Source organism: Lysinibacillus sp. NPDC097214, from assembly GCF_050277945.1.
GTDB lineage: Bacteria > Bacillota > Bacilli > Bacillales_A > Planococcaceae > Lysinibacillus > Lysinibacillus xylanilyticus_B.
Genome location: NZ_JBNNSS010000006.1, coordinates 166,921 through 184,904, shown reverse-complemented (window position 1 = coordinate 184,904; position 17,984 = coordinate 166,921). Strand labels below are relative to the sequence as shown.

Here is a 17,984-nt window from a genome sequence, read left to right as displayed (position 1 = left end):
TTTGAGCTATGTTAATTCTTACAGTCATTGTTTTTTGTACCGATAGCGAAACGACAGGTACAGATGAATACAGATTTAAGCTACTTTTCAGCTGATTCCGGACACAATTAGGCAGAGGCATACTTGATTTGGAATAGATGGTTTGGCAATTGTGGTGGAGGATATTTGCGTTTAGAGGTTTTATTTTATGAGTGGTGTGTATCTTCAGCCAGTGGTTTTGGTTAAAGGTGTAAAGGTTGAGACGACGAATAATCGCGCAGCTTTGAAAACATGTCCGCCGTTATAGCAAAAACCCTCTCACCGACATTAAGTACATGGAAAGCTACTTAAATGGTGAGAGGGATTTTTTATTTTTTCATTGTTATACGCTGATAAAAACCTTGCTGCACTTTGTTAGCATTTTGTGTCTTTGGATGGACAAGGAGCATATATTCTCGCCCAGCAGATAAAGGTTTTGATGGGGTTACAATTAATGAACGACCATCTACTTTAGCTGTCATAGGCACTTCATTAGCACCTAAAGCAATAAGCTGAATATTATCCTCAGCCATTTGTGAAGAAAGTGCAAAAGGAACTTTCACTGTTAATTTTTTAGTATCCGAAACATTTTTTAAGCTTACAAGCTCTTTATAATTTGTATATTGTGCTTTTATCGCATCATAATGTGCCTGGAAAATAGGGGCAGTCTTTGTTTGAATGTTCGGTTTTACACCGACCTCATTAATCGTTTTCCCTAAAGGACCTGTAAAATTACCGATCGTAAGCTTTAAATAGCTACCATCCTGTAGTTCAAAAAAGCCCTGCATACAGCCTTTTCCGTACGTAGTTTCTCCATATAAAATAGCAGATTGTTGATCTTGTAATGTTGCTGATAACATTTCTGATGCGCTAGCACTATAGCGGTTTACGAGAATACGTGTATCAGCTGGGAATTTTTCGTCTTGATTGATTGCACGCACTTTATAAGAGGCATGCGCTTCTTCTAATAAAAAGGCAATTTTTGCTTTTGGGAAAAGCCCTGTAATCTCCTGAGCCGTTGTTACATAGCCTCCGCCATTGTTTTGTAAATCCAATATAAATGAAGTTGCACCACGCTGTTTTAACTGAATTAGCGCATTCTTTACAAGATTTGTACCGTCTTCCGAGAAGGATGACATAGCAATATATCCAACATTCCCAAATAGTAATTCAGATTCCACATTCGGTAATGTGAATTTTTTTCGTGTAATGGTTGTAGTAGAAGTTGTACCATCTGCATGTTGGAGTGTCACTCCTATCTTAGTATCTTCGTCACCAATTAATAGGGATGAGACCTCTTGCGTAGAGCTTCCTACAACAGATTGCCCGTTAATGGCAATAATAATGTCTCCAGCAACGACACCTGCAGCAGATGCACCGCTATCCTCAAACACTTTTAAAATATGAATACCATCTTCATGTTCTTCGATAATTACACCGATCCCAATAGTTGATAGTTCGATACTATTGATAAATTCCTCAAATTCATTTTTGGTAAAATATGTAGAATAAGGATCAAGCATATCAATGATTTCAGGAATCGTTTTAGCCTTTTGCAAATTTCCATCGATAGTTCCCACGTAATTTTCCGTAATAATTTCCTTAATTTCCTTTACAAGCTGTTGTTCATTGCTTGCAGCAGAAGTGTTTGTTAACGGAAAGATGAAAAAGCTTAGAACGAATACAAATGACCATAATACTCTTTTCATAGGACACCTCTTTTCTAATACCTTGTATTATACATGATTTTCCATACAACTGTAATAGGGCTTATCACCAAAAAGTTGTAGATGACATTTGTTCTTCATTCAGTAGAAGAATTCAATCTCTGAAGGTAATGAGATGAATAGTTCCTTGTACTTCGCGCAAAAAAAAACAACGTTCTGCTGACGCTTCGCTTTCCCGCAATGGACGGGATTCCCTACAAAAAAAAGAATCTGCTAGCCTTTTGCGAAAAAGTAAAGTGATGCAAGATTCATAGACAGTCGTTGTCTAAAGTCTTATTCGCAAAAAAGCAAGCAGATTCTAGTTATCTAATAAATAGATGAAGAAATTAAATATTATTTCTTTTGAGCTTATGAATAATAAAGCCGATAAGCGCACCGATTATTGCTGGTACAAGCCATGCCAGACTTTGCTCGTATAATGGTAAAACTTTTAAAATGTTCACATAAGGTGCGATAGTAATTTCCATTTGCTTAAAACCATCATTCAGACTAACAAAGAATGTAGGAATTAATGCTAAAATATAAACAATTTTTCCACCTTTAAAGAAGTTATCGAAAAGCGACAGAACCATTAATACCATCGCTAACGGATAGATGATTAATAATACAGGTAGAGATGCACTAATAATTGTTTCAAGGCCTACGTTTGTTATTGCTGCGCTGAAAATTGTGAAAATTACTAAAAACGTTTTATACGAAACATTTGGAAATAGTTTATTGAAAAATTGAGCATTGGCAGTTAGTAGACCTACAGCAGTAGATATACACGCTAGTAAAATTGTGGCAGATAATATAATAGTCCCGAGTTTACCAAAAAGAACTTCAGCTGACTTCGCGATAATAGTACCACCATTATCAAAAGTGCCTATTGCATTAATACTAGTGTTACCAATCTGTCCAAGTGCGATATAGACAAATGATAAGCCAATAGCGGCAACGATTCCCGCGAAAATTGTCGTTTTGACTTGCTTTTTAGTATCTGACATACCCATGTCGCGCAATGCTTGCAAAATAACGATTCCGAAAACGAGTGCACTTAGTACATCCATTGTTAAGTAGCCTTGAACAAAGCCTTCCGTCAATGGTGACGTAGTGTATTTTCCAATAGCTGTCCCTGGCTCACCCATTGGAGAAATAAAGCTTTTAATAGCTAGTAATAGAATAACACCTAATAGAACGGGCGTTAAAATTTTCCCTACGCGATCGACAAGCTTTGAAGGGTTAATAGCTAATAATAGTATTAAGGCAAAAAATATGATTGAAGTAATGAAAAGAGGAGCCCAATGATCTGCTGCTCCCTCTGGAAGAAATGGGACGATCCCGATTTCAAAGGATACAGAACCCGTACGCGGAACTGCAAAAAATGGTCCAATCGCTAAATAAACAATTGACGTAAAAATAATACCAAAGGTAGGGCCGACACGATTTGCTAGTATTTGAAGGTCGCCACCCGCTTTCGCAATCGCAACGATGGCTAATAGTGGTAACCCAACACCTGTTATTAAGAAGCCGATCATTGCTGGCGTTAAATGTTCACCAGCTTGTTGACCTAATAATGGGGGGAAGATAATATTTCCGGCGCCTAAAAATAAGGCAAATAATAGTAAACCTACTGCTAAATTCTCTTTGATGAAAAGCAAAACGTTTTTCATAAAAATTAAAAACTCCTTTAAGATTGAAAAGATTAAACTTTCTAAAAATTTTAAATACTGATGTGTATGTTATCATATGAATACTAATCTTGCAATAAATAACATCTCATTATTTGTCGGAATATGTCGGATTCAGCAAGATTCATAAATTGTTTGAAAAATAGTCAGTTTTTCCGATTTCTGATTACTAAGATATCTAGTATGATAGACACACAAGGAAGTATTTTAACACGAATGGAGGCAATTTGGTATGAAAAACACAAAAAAATTAAGAATCCTTGCTTTAAGCACTATTGCTACTTCTTTTTTAGCATTACAAAGCGCAGAAGCAGCTACATATACCGTACAAAAAGGAGATACTTTATCTAAAATCGCTTCAAACCATCAAGTAACAGTACAAGACATAAGAGGTTGGAATAATTTAAAGAATGATATGATTTATGTCGCACAAAAGCTAGAAATTTCAAAGCAAGCTACTAATGAAACGGTAAAACCTTCAAATCCATCAACAACAAAACCGACAACGCCATCAAAACCTACAGCTGTTTCCCATACAGTAGTTAAAGGCGATTCCTTATCCAAAATTGCTAACCAATATAATATGACTGTAAAGGAAATCAAAGACTGGAATGGACTTGCCGCAGACACGATCTACATTGGACAAGTGTTAAAATTATCTCCATCAGCTTCAGTACCAGAGGGTGAAACAGTACATAATAACGGATCTTCCGGTGCAGGAACATCTAAAGACCCTACTGCAAATGGACAAGCTATCAACAAGAAAACAGTAGAAGTAGCTAATTCATTAGTAGGAACACCATATGTTTACGGTGGCAACACACCTGAAGGTCTAGATTGCAGTGGTCTTATTTACTACGCCTTTAATCAAGGTGGTTTAAAAATTGGAAGAAACAGTAGTGAAGGATATTTCAGCAATTCAACACAAGTTAAAAATCCGATAGAGGGTGATTTAGTGTTCTTCCAAAATACGTATAAAGATGGCATCTCTCATATGGGTATTTATATAGGTAACAATAAATTTATCCATGCAGGGACAGACGGTGTTGAAATTTCGGACGTTACATACTCTTACTGGTCTACAAGGTTAGTAGCTTATAAACGATTCGACGATATAAAATAAAGTAAAAGCGATTTTGCATATACATGCAGAATTCGCTTTTTTTTTTTTTGCGCGAAGGGAAGCGAATACCCTAGGGAAGCGGAGATACCCGCGGAAGGGAAGTGAATACCCGCGGAAAGCAGAGATACCCGCGGAAGGAGGGCAAATACCCGCGGAAGAGAAGCGAATACCCGCGGGAGGAGGGCAAATACCCGCGAAAGGAGAACAAACACCCGCGCTATGCAAATAAAAAAATCCCTTCTTTCTATAAAAAAGAAGGGATTTTGATAGTTTATTGTTGTGTTACGCGTGCTGTCCAACGAGATAGGTCGGCATCTTTTGCGTCAACAAGCTCTGCAGGGAAGACAAATGTCCAAGGCTTCGTTGAGTTTGGTTGTACAGTTAATACTGGATCCATGTTAAATGAACCATTAGCAATTTGTTTACCAGTGGCATCTATAATTTCTAGTGGTAATTGTTCTAGATTAATAGATTTATTGTGTCCATTACGGATAAAAATCGATACATTTAGGTTGCCGTTATCAGCTAGCTTTGCTTGTAAGCCGGTGAAGTTTACTTCAGTTTCACCTAACTTTGGTAAAGTATCAACGATTTTGGCTAGCTCTTCTATTTGAGCTGCTGGTAATTGTTTTTCCCATGATGGATCTAGTTCTAATTGATGACCACGAAGGGAAACAAGATTGAAGGCAATTTTCCAGCCATCTTCAGGAACTTCGTCTACTTGAATTGCAGATTTTTCGAATTCAAATACCCATGGGCGAGCGCTTTCTGCTGGAATTGTGCCAAGTGCTTTAAAATCGAATTTTTTAGATGCTACTAGCTCGTCATTTTTATCCATGATGAAAAGCTCGATTTCTCCTAGCTCGATTGCTTGTGGTAAGGATGAACGGAAAAATGCACGAACAAGCCATTTACTTTTGTTTTCCTCAATACTAATAGAAGAAAGAGATAATTGATTTGGTTTCAATGGTTCTAGTTCATTTGCTAGGAAGTTGAAAATGTATTTTTGCTCCTGTGGTACATCCCACTCTGGATGGAATGAAAGCTTTGTTTCAACATCGCGATTATCGCCTGAATTCGTACCAGCTTTTCCTAGTAAGTCTTTTGAGTCAATTGTGTTTTCTTGAACGATTTTGTCTGATTTTTTAAAGAATGAGAATAAGCCCATTATTGTACCTCCTGTTGTGCCTCAATTGATTTCATGAAGCCAGTAATCTCTATAATAATAGAACGACGTAATTCTTGGAAATTCTTACCGAATAACTCAAGTCCCTCGCGTTGATAAATCCGCATTGGATCTTCTTGCTGGTAATGACGTAAGCCAATACCTTCTTTTAAATGAGCCATTACTTCCAAGTGTTTCACCCAGCCACTATCTATATAACTAAGCATGATTTGTGGAAGAACTTCTATTACTTGTTCATTTTCAGCGAATTTCTCTATATGATTGAGTAGTTCTTGCTCTGAAGGTTGAATGTCAGCTAAAATTTGTTTTACTTTGCCCACTTCTCGGTCAATTGTGACAGGTGTAATGAAAAGTGAGTTAAGTGAACTCTCCATTTGATCATAATTCCATTCAACAGAATTAACTTCTTCCGGTGCAGCGTCGAGAACAGCAAATTCAACCGTTTCACGAAGCATTTTTTTTAGCTCGCCCATCAAGTCTTTCTCAGCTAAGATTTTGTCACGTAGACCATAAATAACTGTACGTTGGTCATTGATAACGTCGTCTAATTTTAGGTTGTATTCACGCATACCGTATTGGGAGCCCTCAACAATTCGTTGTGTACGGTTAATGAGTTCTTGAGCATCTTTATTTTGAATAATGCCTTCTTCGTTGACAACCATTTTTGCAGAGAATTTTTCAACTTCTTCTTTTGCATAACGACGGAACATATCATCTTCAATAGAGAGAATGAAGCGGCTTTCACCTACGTCGCCTTGACGACCTGAACGACCACGTAGCTGATTATCTACACGGCGGCTTTCATGCTTTTCGGTACCGATAACATATAGACCTCCAAGTGCATGAACTTCTTCGCCTAACATAATATCTGTACCACGACCAGCCATATTGGTAGCTACCGTAATACGACCTTTTTGACCTGCTTGAGAAATCAGCTCAACCTCTTGCTCAACTGTTTTAGCGTTTAGCAATTGGAATTTTAAGCCTTCTTTTTTCAAGCTATCGGCAACTGTTTCAGACTGCAGTATAGATGTTGTCCCAACTAAGACAGGTTGTCCCTTTTCGTGACGACGTTTAACTTCAGCTGCTACATATTTATATTTATCTTCTTGCTTGTTGAAAATAATATCAGGCTGATCGACACGTTGACGTGGACGATTGGTTGGAATTTGAATAACTTCCATGCCGTACACTTCTCGAATTTCTTTTTCCTGTGTTTTCGCAGTACCTGTCATCCCTGAAAGCTTCGGATACATACGGAAATAGTTCTGAATTGTAATTTGTGCCTGTGCTTTATTTTCATCGGTAATCGTTACATTTTCTTTTGCTTCAATCGCTTGATGTAAGCCATTAGATAGTGAACGACCTTCTAAAATACGACCTGTGAACATATCAACAAGCTCGATTTTGTCATCCTTTACGATGTAATCAACATCACGTTCAAACATGACGTGAGCACGAACAGCTTGGATAACATAATGGAAAAGTGATTGGTGCTCTAAGTCATACAGATTATCTATATTGAATGCAGCCTCAACTTTTTCAATACCTTTATCTGTTAGGGAAGTAGCTTTCGTTTCATCATCAAAATCATAATCTTCATCTATTTTGAAGCGTTTTGCTAACATAGATGAGATGCGATGTAGTTCATCGTTAGATGGCATTTTACCAGCGATAATCAGTGGTGTTTTTGCCTCATCGATTAGTACACTATCTACTTCATCAATAATGGCGAAGTGATAAGGACGCTGTACTTTATCAGCTAAGCTGTATGCCATATTATCACGTAAGTAATCGAAACCGAATTCAGTCCCAACACCATATGTAATATCTGCATTATAGGCTTCCTTTTTCTCGCCTGCCTCCATCATTGGTAAATTTAAACCAACTGTTAAGCCAAGGAAACGATGAATCTGTCCAACTAGTTCAAAGTCACGTTTCGCTAAGTAATCATTGACGGTAATAACATGAACACCTTTGCCTTCTAATGCACGTACATAAGAGGGAAGGGAAGCAACTAGCGTTTTACCTTCACCTGTAGGCATTTCAGCGATATTGCCTTCAGTTAAAACAAGACCACCAATAAGCTGTACATCAAAATGACGCATTCCTAATACACGTTTTGAGGCTTCTCGTACGACAGCAAATGCGTCCGGGATGATGGATGCAATAGGCTCATCTTGTTGTAAGCGATCTTTGAAAATAAAAGTCATTTCTCGTAATTCCGCATCTGACTTATCGACATATTTTTCTTCAAGACTATTAATTTGTTCTACTATTTTATAGTAGCGTTTTAATTGACGAGCACTCGTTTGCTCTTTATTACTTTTGAAAATTGAGAACATGGAATATACGCTCCTTTAAAGTTGTCTAAATGCTAGACACTACATCATTCTATCAAATTTTACGTGAAGTGACTACATTTGGCATGTAGCATTCTTCCAATCTGAAAAAGAGGAATAATATTTGTGAAATGGTGGAAAATAAATAGAAAAAGTATATTTCGGCGCCGGTTCGTGCTATAATCAATTTGGATTTAAATGTAGATTATTTTTTGAGGAGGAGAGACATGCTCTACGTGTCTATAATAGCAGCTTTTGTTGCTTCAATATTGTTAACTCCACTAGTTAAACGATTAGCGTTCAAAATAGGTGCTGTCGACGCACCGAACTACCGAAAAGTACATGCACGAATTATGCCAAGACTCGGGGGATTGGCGATCTTCCTTTCTTTTTTAATAGCTGTGGCTATATTTCAGCCGATTTTGATAATCAATGAAAATGGTAGTAATTTTTTACTGGCAATTATTATTGGTGCTTGCATTATCGTAGCAACAGGTGTTGTAGATGATATGCGTGAAATTTCCGCAAAGGCTAAATTAGTTGGCCAACTTATTGCGGCACTTATCGTTATCTTTGTAGGTGGCATTCAAATTGATATGATTACCCTGCCATTTGTAGGTGAATTAAATTTTGGATTTCTAAGTATTCCTTTAACAATTATTTGGATTGTTGGTATTACTAATGCCATTAATTTAATCGATGGCTTAGATGGTCTAGCGGCAGGCGTTTCAACGATTGCCCTTATTACTTTAGCTGTCATGGCAATTATTATGCACAATATGTTTGTGTTAGCAATCGCAGCCATTTTAGCAGCAGCAACAATCGGATTTTTATTTTACAATTTCCACCCAGCGAAAATCTTCATGGGAGATACAGGAGCATTATTCCTTGGTTTCATGATATCAGTGCTCGCATTGCTTGGATTTAAAAATGTTACAGTCGTTTCATTAATTATCCCAGTTATCATCCTAGGTGTGCCGATTTCAGATACATTCTTTGCGATTGTTCGTCGTGTACGCATGAAGAAAAAATGGTCGGATCCAGATAAATCACATTTACATCACCGATTACTGGATATGGGCTTTACACATCGACAAACAGTACTCATTATTTATGGGATTGCAACGATGTTTGGCATGGCCGCAGTGATCTTCTCTATGGCAAAATTATGGGGTGCAATTTTACTTGTAGCAGTTATTTTAACAGCAATTGAACTTTTGGTTGAAGTCATTGGACTCGCGGGTAAAAACTATAAACCATTATTGAATTTTGTGCGGATATTTAATAAATAAAAGTGAAAGCAATCATACATTTTTGTGTGATTGCTTTTTTTTGTGGACTCTTTTTGGAGAGATTTAAGATACAGAGGTCACCCACATTTATAGGTGGTGAAATGAATGCAGAATCAAGCTGCTTTTCCGCGAAATAGAGGAACTTAGGCTAAGAACTTCACATCCTGTGAAAAAGCCTGAGTGACCAACATCGTGCCGCTGCCGCTACGCTTTCGCTCAAAAAAACATCGTGCCGCTGCCGCTACGCTTTCGCGCAAAAAACATCGTGCCGCTGCCGCTACGCTTTCGCGCAAAAAACATCTGTTGCTGTCGCTACGTTAGCACTACGCTTTCAAAAGACATTTGTTGGCCCAAAGCCTCCGACGGATGTTACGGAATGGGAAAGGTTCATATAGGATGTTAGTCTAAAATCATCGCATCCATCCGATAACATCGGTAAAAACGCCACACCCTGTGGCCTTACCGAAAAGACCGCCATCATACCGGCATAAGCGCAAAGCTGATTCCGGACTATGCTAAGGTATAATTATTCCATAAAAAAATAGCCTTTCCACGAATTGAAAGTGGAAAGGCTATAAGTTTTATTAAGCTAGTTAATTTACCGAAGATTCTTCACTTGAATCACTGTCAGTATCGTTATTTGTGAGGCTAGATGAATTTTCACCTAAGTCAAGGTGGTTTTGCAAAGTTTCTTTTACTTCATTAACCGACTCTTGATTTAATTGATAATAATATACGCCAGTAGACATATCATCAGTGCCTTCTAAATTTAAAGTATCAATGCGTGGTACACCTTTTGTTAAATAAGACAAGAAGGATTTCATTTCATCAAATGTCATATCCGTCTTCATGTTATCACCAAGTGCCTTAATGACATCATCGTATTTTGATATAGAACCAACAGAAGAAACTTTATTGATAATAGCTGTAAGGATTTCTTGTTGACGCTTACCACGCTCAATATCGCTATCTTGTTTACGTGTTCTTGCAAGTGCAAGTGCTTCACTACCGTTTAAATGCTGCATACCTGGCTTCAAGTTGATTGTAAACTTGTCGAATTCGTCTAACTCATGTAAAGCATAAGGTACTTCAGCTTCAATGCCACCTAATGCGTCAACTACGTCAATAAAAGCATTGAAGTTCATACGCACATAATAGTCAATTGGGATATCTAATAATTTTTCAACTGTGTCAATTGTTGTCAGTGTACCACCTAAAGCATGCGCATGGGTAATTTTATCTCTATAGCCTACTTTAGGAATATAAACGTATGAATCACGTGGAATGCTTAGCATTTTAATGGTATGCGTTTTATTATTTAATGTAGCTAAAACTAGTGCATCGGAACGTGAATGATCAGAACCTTGCCCACGATTATCACTATCGTCAACACCGACAAATAAGATCGATACATTATCATGTATCGGCTCTACTTTACTTTCGCGAAGTGCAGAAACTTCACGGCCATCTAAATTTTCATGTGCTGAGTCAGCTGCATGTTTCACTTGTTTAGTGAGATAAACACCATAAGCAGTAACACAAATTGCCAAACTAGCAATGAGAAGTAGGGAAACTTTTATAATTAAGGAAGTTCTGGAAGATCTCTTTTTGTACTTTTTATTTTTCATTTATATTCTCCTCTAAGTTATGGGGATTATATTACGATTAAACTAAAATTTATGCAAATACAAGTAATAATATGGCAGTTGATAAAATAGGCTTAACGTTAAAATTATACTATGCATAAATAGTTTCGGCAATTAAAACTATTTATCTACAATAAATTCAATAAATTGAGCTTTCTCAAACGCAATGTTCGCCTGTCCATTTGTCATTTCTGTTACCCAGTTTCGGAACTGTTCCTCTTCCTCATTTAAAACGGATACAATAATTTCAACGCCTTCCAAATAGCGAATTTCCTCTAAAGTATACGATGAACCTCGAATTTCATTTTCCACTTTGCCAAGCCATGTGTAATCAACGGTAATTTTCATAAAATGATGAAGCTTGCGTTCGACAACCTGGGCAGCGAGTAAACCTTCTGTTGTCGCTTTGCCGTACGCACGAATGAGACCGCCACCGCCAAGCTTAATGCCGCCAAAGTAACGTGTGACGACAACGACCGTATCTTTTAAACCTTGTTTTTTTAGGACTTCTAACATAGGGACGCCAGCTGTGCCACTAGGTTCCCCGTCATCATTAGCTTTTTGAATATGATCATGCTCACCAATCATATAGGCTGAACAATTATGTGTCGCATTATGATGCATTTTTTTTATGCGTTCAATAAAAGAAAGTGCATCCTCTTCCGTTTCTGCACGTTCTATATAAGTAAGAAAGCGAGATTTAGAAATAACAATTTCGCTTTCTCCGAATCCTTTTACTGTTAAATAGTTTTCTCTCATCCGTACCAATCTCCTTTTAGGTAGAGTTCTATTCGAGTTCTATTCTATAATTTTCATAAAGAAAAAGCATTAAATTTTAACAGGGTGATGATATAATAGGTGTAGACTATGTAATTGGTCTATTGAAATGGTAAGTAATCATAAGACATTAGACTGGGGAGTATACTATGTTTTCAAATGATACCTTCGATTTAAAGTCGCTTGATGACATATTTAATCGAATGTTAGAAACAATCATGAGCTCAAAGGATGATATCTTCATTATAAGTGAACAAAGCCGTAGAAGTTTCGAAGATATGCAAAAAGAGCTAGAAATTGTTCGAAAACAAGTTTCAATTGTTATTGATGAAGGCGATGCTTTAGAAAAAAGTACACAGCTTGCCAAGCAAAGACTTGTGTTAGTGAGTAAAGCTTTCGATAATTATACCGAAGAACAAGTTAGAGAAGCATATGAAACTGCACAGGATTTTCAAGTGAAGCTCTCCGTTATTAGAACACAAGAAAAGCAACTACGTGATAAAAGAGATGATTTAGAGAGAAGATTAAGAGCACTACTCGATACGATTGAACGTGCAGATCATATTGTCAATCAAGTAAATGTCGTTTTGAATTACTTAACTTCAGATTTAAAAAATGTTGGTTTAGCACTTGAACAAGCAAAAATGAAACAAGATTTTGGTATACGTATTATTGCGGCACAGGAAGAGGAGCGCAAACGCCTATCGAGGGAAATCCACGATGGACCTGCTCAAATGCTAGCAAATGTACTGATGCGCACTGATTTAATAGACAGAACGTATCGTGAAAAGGGCATTGAATATGCTTTGGCTGAAATTACTGATTTAAAGAAAACGGTGCGTAATGCATTATCAGAGGTGCGACGTATAATCTATGATTTAAGACCAATGGCACTTGATGATTTGGGAATTGTTCCGACATTAAAAAAGTACTTATCGACAGTGACTGAATATAATCCTGGTGTTGAAGTTCATTTCCAATCAAGAAGCACCGAAAAACGGATACCATCCAACTATGAAGTATCTATTTTCCGCTTAGTGCAGGAATGTGTAACGAATGCCATGAAACACGGGAAATGTAAGGATATTTGGGTAAAGCTTGAGTGGTTGAAAGATGCCGTAAATATCGTTGTAAAGGACGATGGCATAGGTTTCGATCCACAGAAAGTTAAAGACCATTCCTTTGGGATTCTAGGTATGAAAGAACGGATTGAAATTTTGGGTGGGACAATCTCAATTACAAGTGAGATAAATCTAGGTACGACGGTTTTATTTAAAATTCCGTTAGAAGTAGAGTAAAACGATTGTTTGAGGAAATTTAGGGGGTAAAGACAAATGACGAAGATTATTATTGTAGACGATCACCAGCTATTCCGCGAAGGAGTAAAGCGTATTTTAGATTTTGAAGATACGTTTGATGTGGTAGCAGAAGGTGATGATGGTACAGATGTAGTTTCTTTATATGCTGAAAATCAACCTGATGTTGTGCTAATGGATATTAATATGCCGGGGAAAAATGGCGTAGAGGCAACAGCAGATTTAATTAATGAATACCCAGATGCAAAGGTTATTATGCTATCCATCCATGATGATGAAACATACGTAACACACGCACTAAAATCTGGATCACTCGGCTATATGCTGAAAGAGATGGATGCTGACGAAATTGTTGAAGCTATTAAAGTAGTTGCGAATGGTGGATCTTATTTACATCCAAAAGTAACTAAAAATTTAGTAGCGGAATTCCGTCGTCTTTCTGAGCATGAAAATAAAGGTAACTTCCATCAAACGGAAATTCGTCGCCCATTCCATTTGTTAACAAAGCGTGAATGTGAAGTATTACAATTATTAACAGATGGACAATCGAACCGCACAATTGGTGAGACACTGTTCATTTCTGAAAAAACAGTTAAAAACCATGTTTCAAGCATTTTACAAAAAATGAATGTAAACGACCGTACACAAGCTGTTGTTACAGCCATCAAAAATGGCTGGGTTGAAGTACGCTAATAGCATACATGAATTAAAAGCTGTTTTTAAAGGCTACTAAATTATTTAGTAGTTTTTAAAGCAGTTTTTTTAGTGGGAACGAATTCTCAAAAAATACATAGGGATCGATTAAATCGTGCAACATTTTAAAAGCGTGGGCGTCATAAGGAAGATGTAGCACCTAAATGTTGAAAATACACAACAAAATTCCTACAACGGGATTTATATGCTACAATATGCGCGGGAGGTTTTTTGATGTTAAAGAAAAGTTTTCTAGCAGTTCTAACTTTATTAATGTTAACTGCCTGTGGTAATAAAAAAGATGAAATGAGTGCGGAAGACCGACAAAAAATCATTGATGATGGAACCGTCGGATTTGAAATGAATGGTGGACAAATAACAAAGGCAGAAAATGTCCCTGCTAATGAGGGAAAAGCAATCTTACTAGCCTTTAATGAATATATTGAAGCCTTTAATTCAAAAGATATTGATCGTTATATGCAAACGCTCTCGAAGGAACCAAAAGGTTTCAACTATGATGAAGAAAAAGAATTCACGACAGACGTATTTAAACAGTCAGACGTTAAACGAGATGCTAAAGATACTACAATCATAAAATATAACGAAAATGAAGCACAGGTCCATTCCAATATAACATTGCATTTCGTACAAACTAAAACAAATGTGAAGCATGAAAGTGCAGGGCAACAAGTGACAGTATTCGTCAAAGAAGATGGACAATGGAAGGTCACTAGCGTCTTTTATATGGACGACACGAAATCAAGTACTGGCAAATAAAAATGAGGATCTCTTCATTCAGGCTCATCACTAAGAGTTGAGGTTGGACGATTTCCTGGGCATTAGCGTCAAAGATAAGCCCCTAGAGCGAGCGTAGTAGGTGGAACGATGGCTAAAAGCATCATACCCAACTGCTTATTGGACTTGCTTCATGAAAACGGAAATCAACTCCACATATGGTGATGAGCCTTTACTTATTCAAAGAAGGATTAGTAGGATGAAGACCAGCCTCGTTTGGCTAAGAGGAAATAAATTCTTTACTATACATAGAAAATGAATGTGAAATGAATGCTAAGTTTAACAATTTAGCAGATGTCTAGAATGATGAAAGAGTGAAGCGACTTCCTTCTATTCGACGTTCAGACAAGATTACGTTATGTCGTAATTCATTTCACATTCATTTCTTTTTATTGTAAACTATTTAGAATAGGAGAGTGGACATGGATGAGGACAGCAATCGTAACAGATAGTACTGCATATATTTCGGCTGAAGAACGAGCACGCTTAAACATTCATATGATTCCGTTAAGTGTAAATATCTCAGGTCAACTTTTTGAAGAAGAAGTAGATATCACGGCATCTGAATTTTATGATAAAGTACGCGGGGCAAAAGAATTCCCAAAAACAACCCAGCCTCCAATTGGAGAATTTGTCGCTCTCTTTGAAGAGCTGGCAAAAGAGTATGATGAGGTAATATCTATTCATTTATCAAGTGGAATCAGTGGTACATATCAAGGTGCCATTCAAGCAGGCGAGATGGTGGAAGGCATTGATGTGTCCACTTTTGATAGTGAAATATCCTGTGCGGTACAGGGTTTTTACGTTCTACGAGCAGCTGAAATGGCGGCTCAGGGCTTTTCCGCAAACGAAATTCACGCTTCATTGGCGGACATGAAGCAATCAGTTCGTGCTTACTTCATTGTAGATGACTTAGCGCACTTACAACGTGGGGGACGTCTGTCTGCAGCAGCGGCATTAATCGGTGGCTTATTACAAGTAAAGCCGGTTCTTCATTTTGCAGACAAGGTCATTGTACCTTTTGAAAAAATTCGCACACGTAAAAAAGCATTAAAGCGTGCGGAGGAGCTACTAGCAGAGGATGCTAGTAAGTATGAAGCGCTGGATGCTGTAGTGATTCATGCCAATTGCCAGGCAGAAGCCGAAGAATGGCTAGTACAACTAGCAGCAACTTACCCGAACGTTAACTTTAAATTGAGCTATTTCGGTCCCGTTATTGGCACACATTTAGGTGAAGGCTCAATGGGTCTAGGCTGGACAAAAAAATAATAGTAAGTGAGACAGTCTCTACAGTAACTATGTAGAGGCTGTCTTTTTATTTAGGAACCGATAAAAAACCACATGAAAGGAGCAACGCAATGACATACAAAGGTTGGTTGTTGCCACCTGCATTAAGAGATTTTCATGAAGGACGTATTTGGTTAAAGGAGCATGCCCCATTTTCAAAGGAGGATATCGAGAAATCTATCACTCATCAATACTTTCATATAATAGAAGGGATTCAAAAAGAGCCACGTCTAAAATGCAATCGTTGCCATAATGAAAATCCTCAACACTTTACAACATTTGATTGTGCAAAGTGCCAGCAGCAATGTATATATTGTAGACATTGTCTGAATATGGGCCGAGTGAGTAGTTGTACACAATTGATGCTTTGGACAGGCCCTCGCGCAATTAGGACAAGAAAGCATTCACTCAGATGGACAGGGCAATTTACAGTGCTTCAACAGCAGGCAGCAAATGAAATGCTAGAAAGTGTGAAGGCAAGGCGCTCTCATCTTATCCATGCAGTATGTGGGGCTGGAAAAACAGAGCTACTTTTCCCGACTGTTCATTATGCGTTAGAGCAGGGCTTGCGAGTATGTATCGCTACGCCTCGTACAGATGTAGTGCTAGAGTTATATCCACGCTTTCAAAAAGTTTTCCCGCAAACGATTGTCCATGCATTATATGGTGGATCACCGAAGCAGGGGGGCTTTGCTCAGCTTGTGTTGGCGACAACACATCAGCTTTATCGGTTTGATCGAGCGTTTGACATCATGATTGTTGATGAGGCTGATGCCTTTCCCTATACATTTGATGAAACATTGCAAGACGCGGTGCAAAAGGCAAAAACGGAAAATGCACCACTATTGTTGGTCACGGCAACCCCTTCGCATAAACTACTTACTCAATATCAAAATAATTTTTATTCATTTATCCCGAAGCGCTATCATGATTGTCCATTACCAGTCCCTCGATTTCATTCCCTATGGAGCTATGAAAAAAGCTTGAAACGAGGAAAAATCCCACGAAAGCTGAAACAATGGACAGAGGAGCGCCTTACACGCAAAGAACCATTTCTATTATTTTTCCCAAAAGTAGAGTTAATGAAAATAGCTACACCTCTTTTTCGACTATTAGATGACAGTATTATGGCGGTACATGCCGAGGATCCGGAGCGTAAAGAAAAAGTGCTTAAACTACGGAATGAAGAAGTTCCGGGTTTACTGACTACGACCATTTTAGAAAGAGGGATTACGATCAAGAATGTACAGGTTGCAGTGATTGGGGCAGAATCAACTATTTTCAATTCCAGTGCACTCATACAAATCGCTGGGCGAGTTGGTCGAAATGTCGATTTTGCAGATGGAGACGTCGTATTTTTTCATCATGGCATTACGACTGAAATGGATGATGCGCGGACAAAAATTCTTTATTATAATAAGAAAGGATTTTCAACATGAATAAAATTGAAACACTGTGCTTATTATGCTCACAGCCTTTGCAATCAGCAATCTCATGGAAACTACTTTTAACAAAACAATTTCAACCAACCATCTGTGATAGATGCATAGCTCGATTTGAATATTCCTCAACAGCAACAGCACTTTACCAATATAACGATGCGATGAAGGATTATTTGCATCAATATAAATTTCTTCAGGATGTCGCACTTGCTAAAGTATTTCGGCAGGAGCTACATGCACGATTGAAGCATGAAAAAGCAACCATAATACCGATTCCTATGCACCCAATTAAGCAAAGGGAACGTACCTTTTCGCATATGGAGGAACTATTAAAGGCTGCTAATATTCCTTTTATACAACTTTTAGAAAAGACAATGACAGAAACGCAAAGCTCCAAAAATAGAGAGCAACGAATCCAAGCAGCTTCTCTCTTTCGTCTGATGGATGGAGTAAATGTAGAGTATAAAGAATATCTTCTTTTTGACGATATAAAAACTACAGGAACGACTTTAAGGCATGCTACTGAGGTTTTATTAAATGCAGGAGCCAAAAATGTCAAAAGCTTCACACTAATTAATGGATGAAAATGCTAATGCATTGTGTATAATGGATTACGAGTATATAAGATTCGTATTTTGTTGTTATCTTCATTCGAAGATAAAGCCTCCGG

The 17,984-nt window shown here is 37.7% G+C and carries 14 protein-coding genes; 8 read left to right on the top strand and 6 right to left on the bottom strand.

Going from position 1 to position 17,984, the window contains the following annotated elements; genetic code table 11:
• Window positions 1-347: 347 nt before the first annotated feature.
• Together ACQKMI_RS15550 and brnQ are read right to left on the bottom strand one after the other, a co-directional pair.
• Window positions 348-1,727, bottom strand: a complete 1,380-nt coding sequence (locus ACQKMI_RS15550) for a S41 family peptidase (protein ID WP_427490376.1) — start codon at window positions 1,725-1,727, stop codon at window positions 348-350.
• Between the two features lie 344 nt (window positions 1,728-2,071).
• Window positions 2,072-3,397 (bottom strand): branched-chain amino acid transport system II carrier protein, encoded by a 1,326-nt coding sequence (gene brnQ / locus ACQKMI_RS15545; protein WP_427490375.1) that lies wholly within the window; start codon window positions 3,395-3,397, stop codon window positions 2,072-2,074.
• A 250-nt stretch (window positions 3,398-3,647) separates the two neighbouring features.
• Here brnQ and ACQKMI_RS15540 point away from each other — a divergent pair, with 250 nt between their 5' ends.
• Window positions 3,648-4,538 carry a LysM peptidoglycan-binding domain-containing protein gene (locus ACQKMI_RS15540; protein ID WP_427490374.1) on the top strand — a complete coding sequence of 297 codons (891 nt, stop codon included), beginning with the start codon at window positions 3,648-3,650 and terminating at the stop codon, window positions 4,536-4,538.
• A gap of 271 nt (window positions 4,539-4,809) precedes the next feature.
• Here the strand turns inward: ACQKMI_RS15540 and ACQKMI_RS15535 are convergent, their stop codons facing one another.
• A complete protein-coding gene (locus ACQKMI_RS15535; protein WP_427490372.1) occupies window positions 4,810-5,706 on the bottom strand; it encodes an accessory Sec system S-layer assembly protein in 897 nt (298 codons plus the stop codon).
• Window positions 5,706-8,069, bottom strand: a complete 2,364-nt coding sequence (gene secA2 / locus ACQKMI_RS15530) for an accessory Sec system translocase SecA2 (protein WP_427490370.1) — start codon at window positions 8,067-8,069, stop codon at window positions 5,706-5,708. Before secA2 ends, ACQKMI_RS15535 begins: the two co-directional genes overlap by 1 nt.
• Before the next feature lie 224 nt (window positions 8,070-8,293).
• Between secA2 and ACQKMI_RS15525 the strand changes: the two genes are divergently transcribed.
• A complete protein-coding gene (locus ACQKMI_RS15525; RefSeq protein ID WP_323645571.1) occupies window positions 8,294-9,358 on the top strand; it encodes an MraY family glycosyltransferase in 1,065 nt (354 codons plus the stop codon).
• Between the two features lie 593 nt (window positions 9,359-9,951).
• On the opposite strand, the gene ACQKMI_RS15520 is transcribed toward ACQKMI_RS15525, so the two are convergent.
• Window positions 9,952-10,986, bottom strand: coding sequence for an LCP family protein (locus ACQKMI_RS15520; protein WP_427490368.1), 1,035 nt, complete (start codon window positions 10,984-10,986; stop codon window positions 9,952-9,954).
• Between the two features lie 138 nt (window positions 10,987-11,124).
• Complete coding sequence (locus tag ACQKMI_RS15515; protein WP_427490366.1) at window positions 11,125-11,763, bottom strand: YigZ family protein; 639 nt, start codon at window positions 11,761-11,763, stop codon at window positions 11,125-11,127.
• Window positions 11,764-11,930: 167 nt separating this feature from the next.
• Here ACQKMI_RS15515 and ACQKMI_RS15510 point away from each other — a divergent pair, with 167 nt between their 5' ends.
• The 6 genes from ACQKMI_RS15510 (at window position 11,931) to ACQKMI_RS15485 (ending at window position 17,898) form a co-directional block, all read left to right on the top strand.
• Window positions 11,931-13,079: a sensor histidine kinase gene (locus ACQKMI_RS15510; protein ID WP_427490364.1), complete on the top strand. Its 1,149-nt coding sequence runs from the start codon at window positions 11,931-11,933 to the stop codon at window positions 13,077-13,079.
• Window positions 13,080-13,115: 36 nt separating this feature from the next.
• The gene (locus tag ACQKMI_RS15505) at window positions 13,116-13,790 is read left to right on the top strand and encodes a response regulator (RefSeq protein ID WP_079559471.1); all 675 of its coding nucleotides are present in this window, start codon (window positions 13,116-13,118) and stop codon (window positions 13,788-13,790) included.
• 234 nt (window positions 13,791-14,024) lie between these two features.
• The gene (locus tag ACQKMI_RS15500) at window positions 14,025-14,567 is read left to right on the top strand and encodes a nuclear transport factor 2 family protein (protein ID WP_427490362.1); all 543 of its coding nucleotides are present in this window, start codon (window positions 14,025-14,027) and stop codon (window positions 14,565-14,567) included.
• 444 nt (window positions 14,568-15,011) lie between these two features.
• Window positions 15,012-15,854 carry a DegV family protein gene (locus ACQKMI_RS15495; RefSeq protein ID WP_427490361.1) on the top strand — a complete coding sequence of 281 codons (843 nt, stop codon included), beginning with the start codon at window positions 15,012-15,014 and terminating at the stop codon, window positions 15,852-15,854.
• An 89-nt stretch (window positions 15,855-15,943) separates the two neighbouring features.
• Window positions 15,944-17,311, top strand: coding sequence for a DEAD/DEAH box helicase (locus ACQKMI_RS15490; RefSeq protein ID WP_427490359.1), 1,368 nt, complete (start codon window positions 15,944-15,946; stop codon window positions 17,309-17,311).
• Complete coding sequence (locus ACQKMI_RS15485; protein WP_427490357.1) at window positions 17,308-17,898, top strand: ComF family protein; 591 nt, start codon at window positions 17,308-17,310, stop codon at window positions 17,896-17,898. The genes ACQKMI_RS15490 and ACQKMI_RS15485 overlap by 4 nt, the downstream gene beginning before the upstream one ends.
• Window positions 17,899-17,984: the final 86 nt, after the last annotated feature.

Bases quoted from the DNA above. Each gene is read 5' to 3' on its own strand.
- ACQKMI_RS15500 (WP_427490362.1), top strand. From the start codon at position 14,025: ATGTTAAAGAAAAGTTTTCTAGCAGTTCTAACTTTATTAATGTTAACT.
- ACQKMI_RS15485 (WP_427490357.1), top strand. From the start codon at position 17,308: ATGAATAAAATTGAAACACTGTGCTTATTATGCTCACAGCCTTTGCAA.
- ACQKMI_RS15520 (WP_427490368.1), bottom strand. From the start codon at position 10,986: ATGAAAAATAAAAAGTACAAAAAGAGATCTTCCAGAACTTCCTTAATT.
- ACQKMI_RS15495 (WP_427490361.1), top strand. From the start codon at position 15,012: ATGAGGACAGCAATCGTAACAGATAGTACTGCATATATTTCGGCTGAA.
- ACQKMI_RS15550 (WP_427490376.1), bottom strand. From the start codon at position 1,727: ATGAAAAGAGTATTATGGTCATTTGTATTCGTTCTAAGCTTTTTCATC.
- ACQKMI_RS15490 (WP_427490359.1), top strand. From the start codon at position 15,944: ATGACATACAAAGGTTGGTTGTTGCCACCTGCATTAAGAGATTTTCAT.
- ACQKMI_RS15535 (WP_427490372.1), bottom strand. From the start codon at position 5,706: ATGGGCTTATTCTCATTCTTTAAAAAATCAGACAAAATCGTTCAAGAA.
- ACQKMI_RS15525 (WP_323645571.1), top strand. From the start codon at position 8,294: ATGCTCTACGTGTCTATAATAGCAGCTTTTGTTGCTTCAATATTGTTA.
- ACQKMI_RS15505 (WP_079559471.1), top strand. From the start codon at position 13,116: ATGACGAAGATTATTATTGTAGACGATCACCAGCTATTCCGCGAAGGA.
- ACQKMI_RS15540 (WP_427490374.1), top strand. From the start codon at position 3,648: ATGAAAAACACAAAAAAATTAAGAATCCTTGCTTTAAGCACTATTGCT.
- secA2 (WP_427490370.1), bottom strand. From the start codon at position 8,069: ATGTTCTCAATTTTCAAAAGTAATAAAGAGCAAACGAGTGCTCGTCAA.
- ACQKMI_RS15515 (WP_427490366.1), bottom strand. From the start codon at position 11,763: ATGAGAGAAAACTATTTAACAGTAAAAGGATTCGGAGAAAGCGAAATT.
- brnQ (WP_427490375.1), bottom strand. From the start codon at position 3,397: ATGAAAAACGTTTTGCTTTTCATCAAAGAGAATTTAGCAGTAGGTTTA.
- ACQKMI_RS15510 (WP_427490364.1), top strand. From the start codon at position 11,931: ATGTTTTCAAATGATACCTTCGATTTAAAGTCGCTTGATGACATATTT.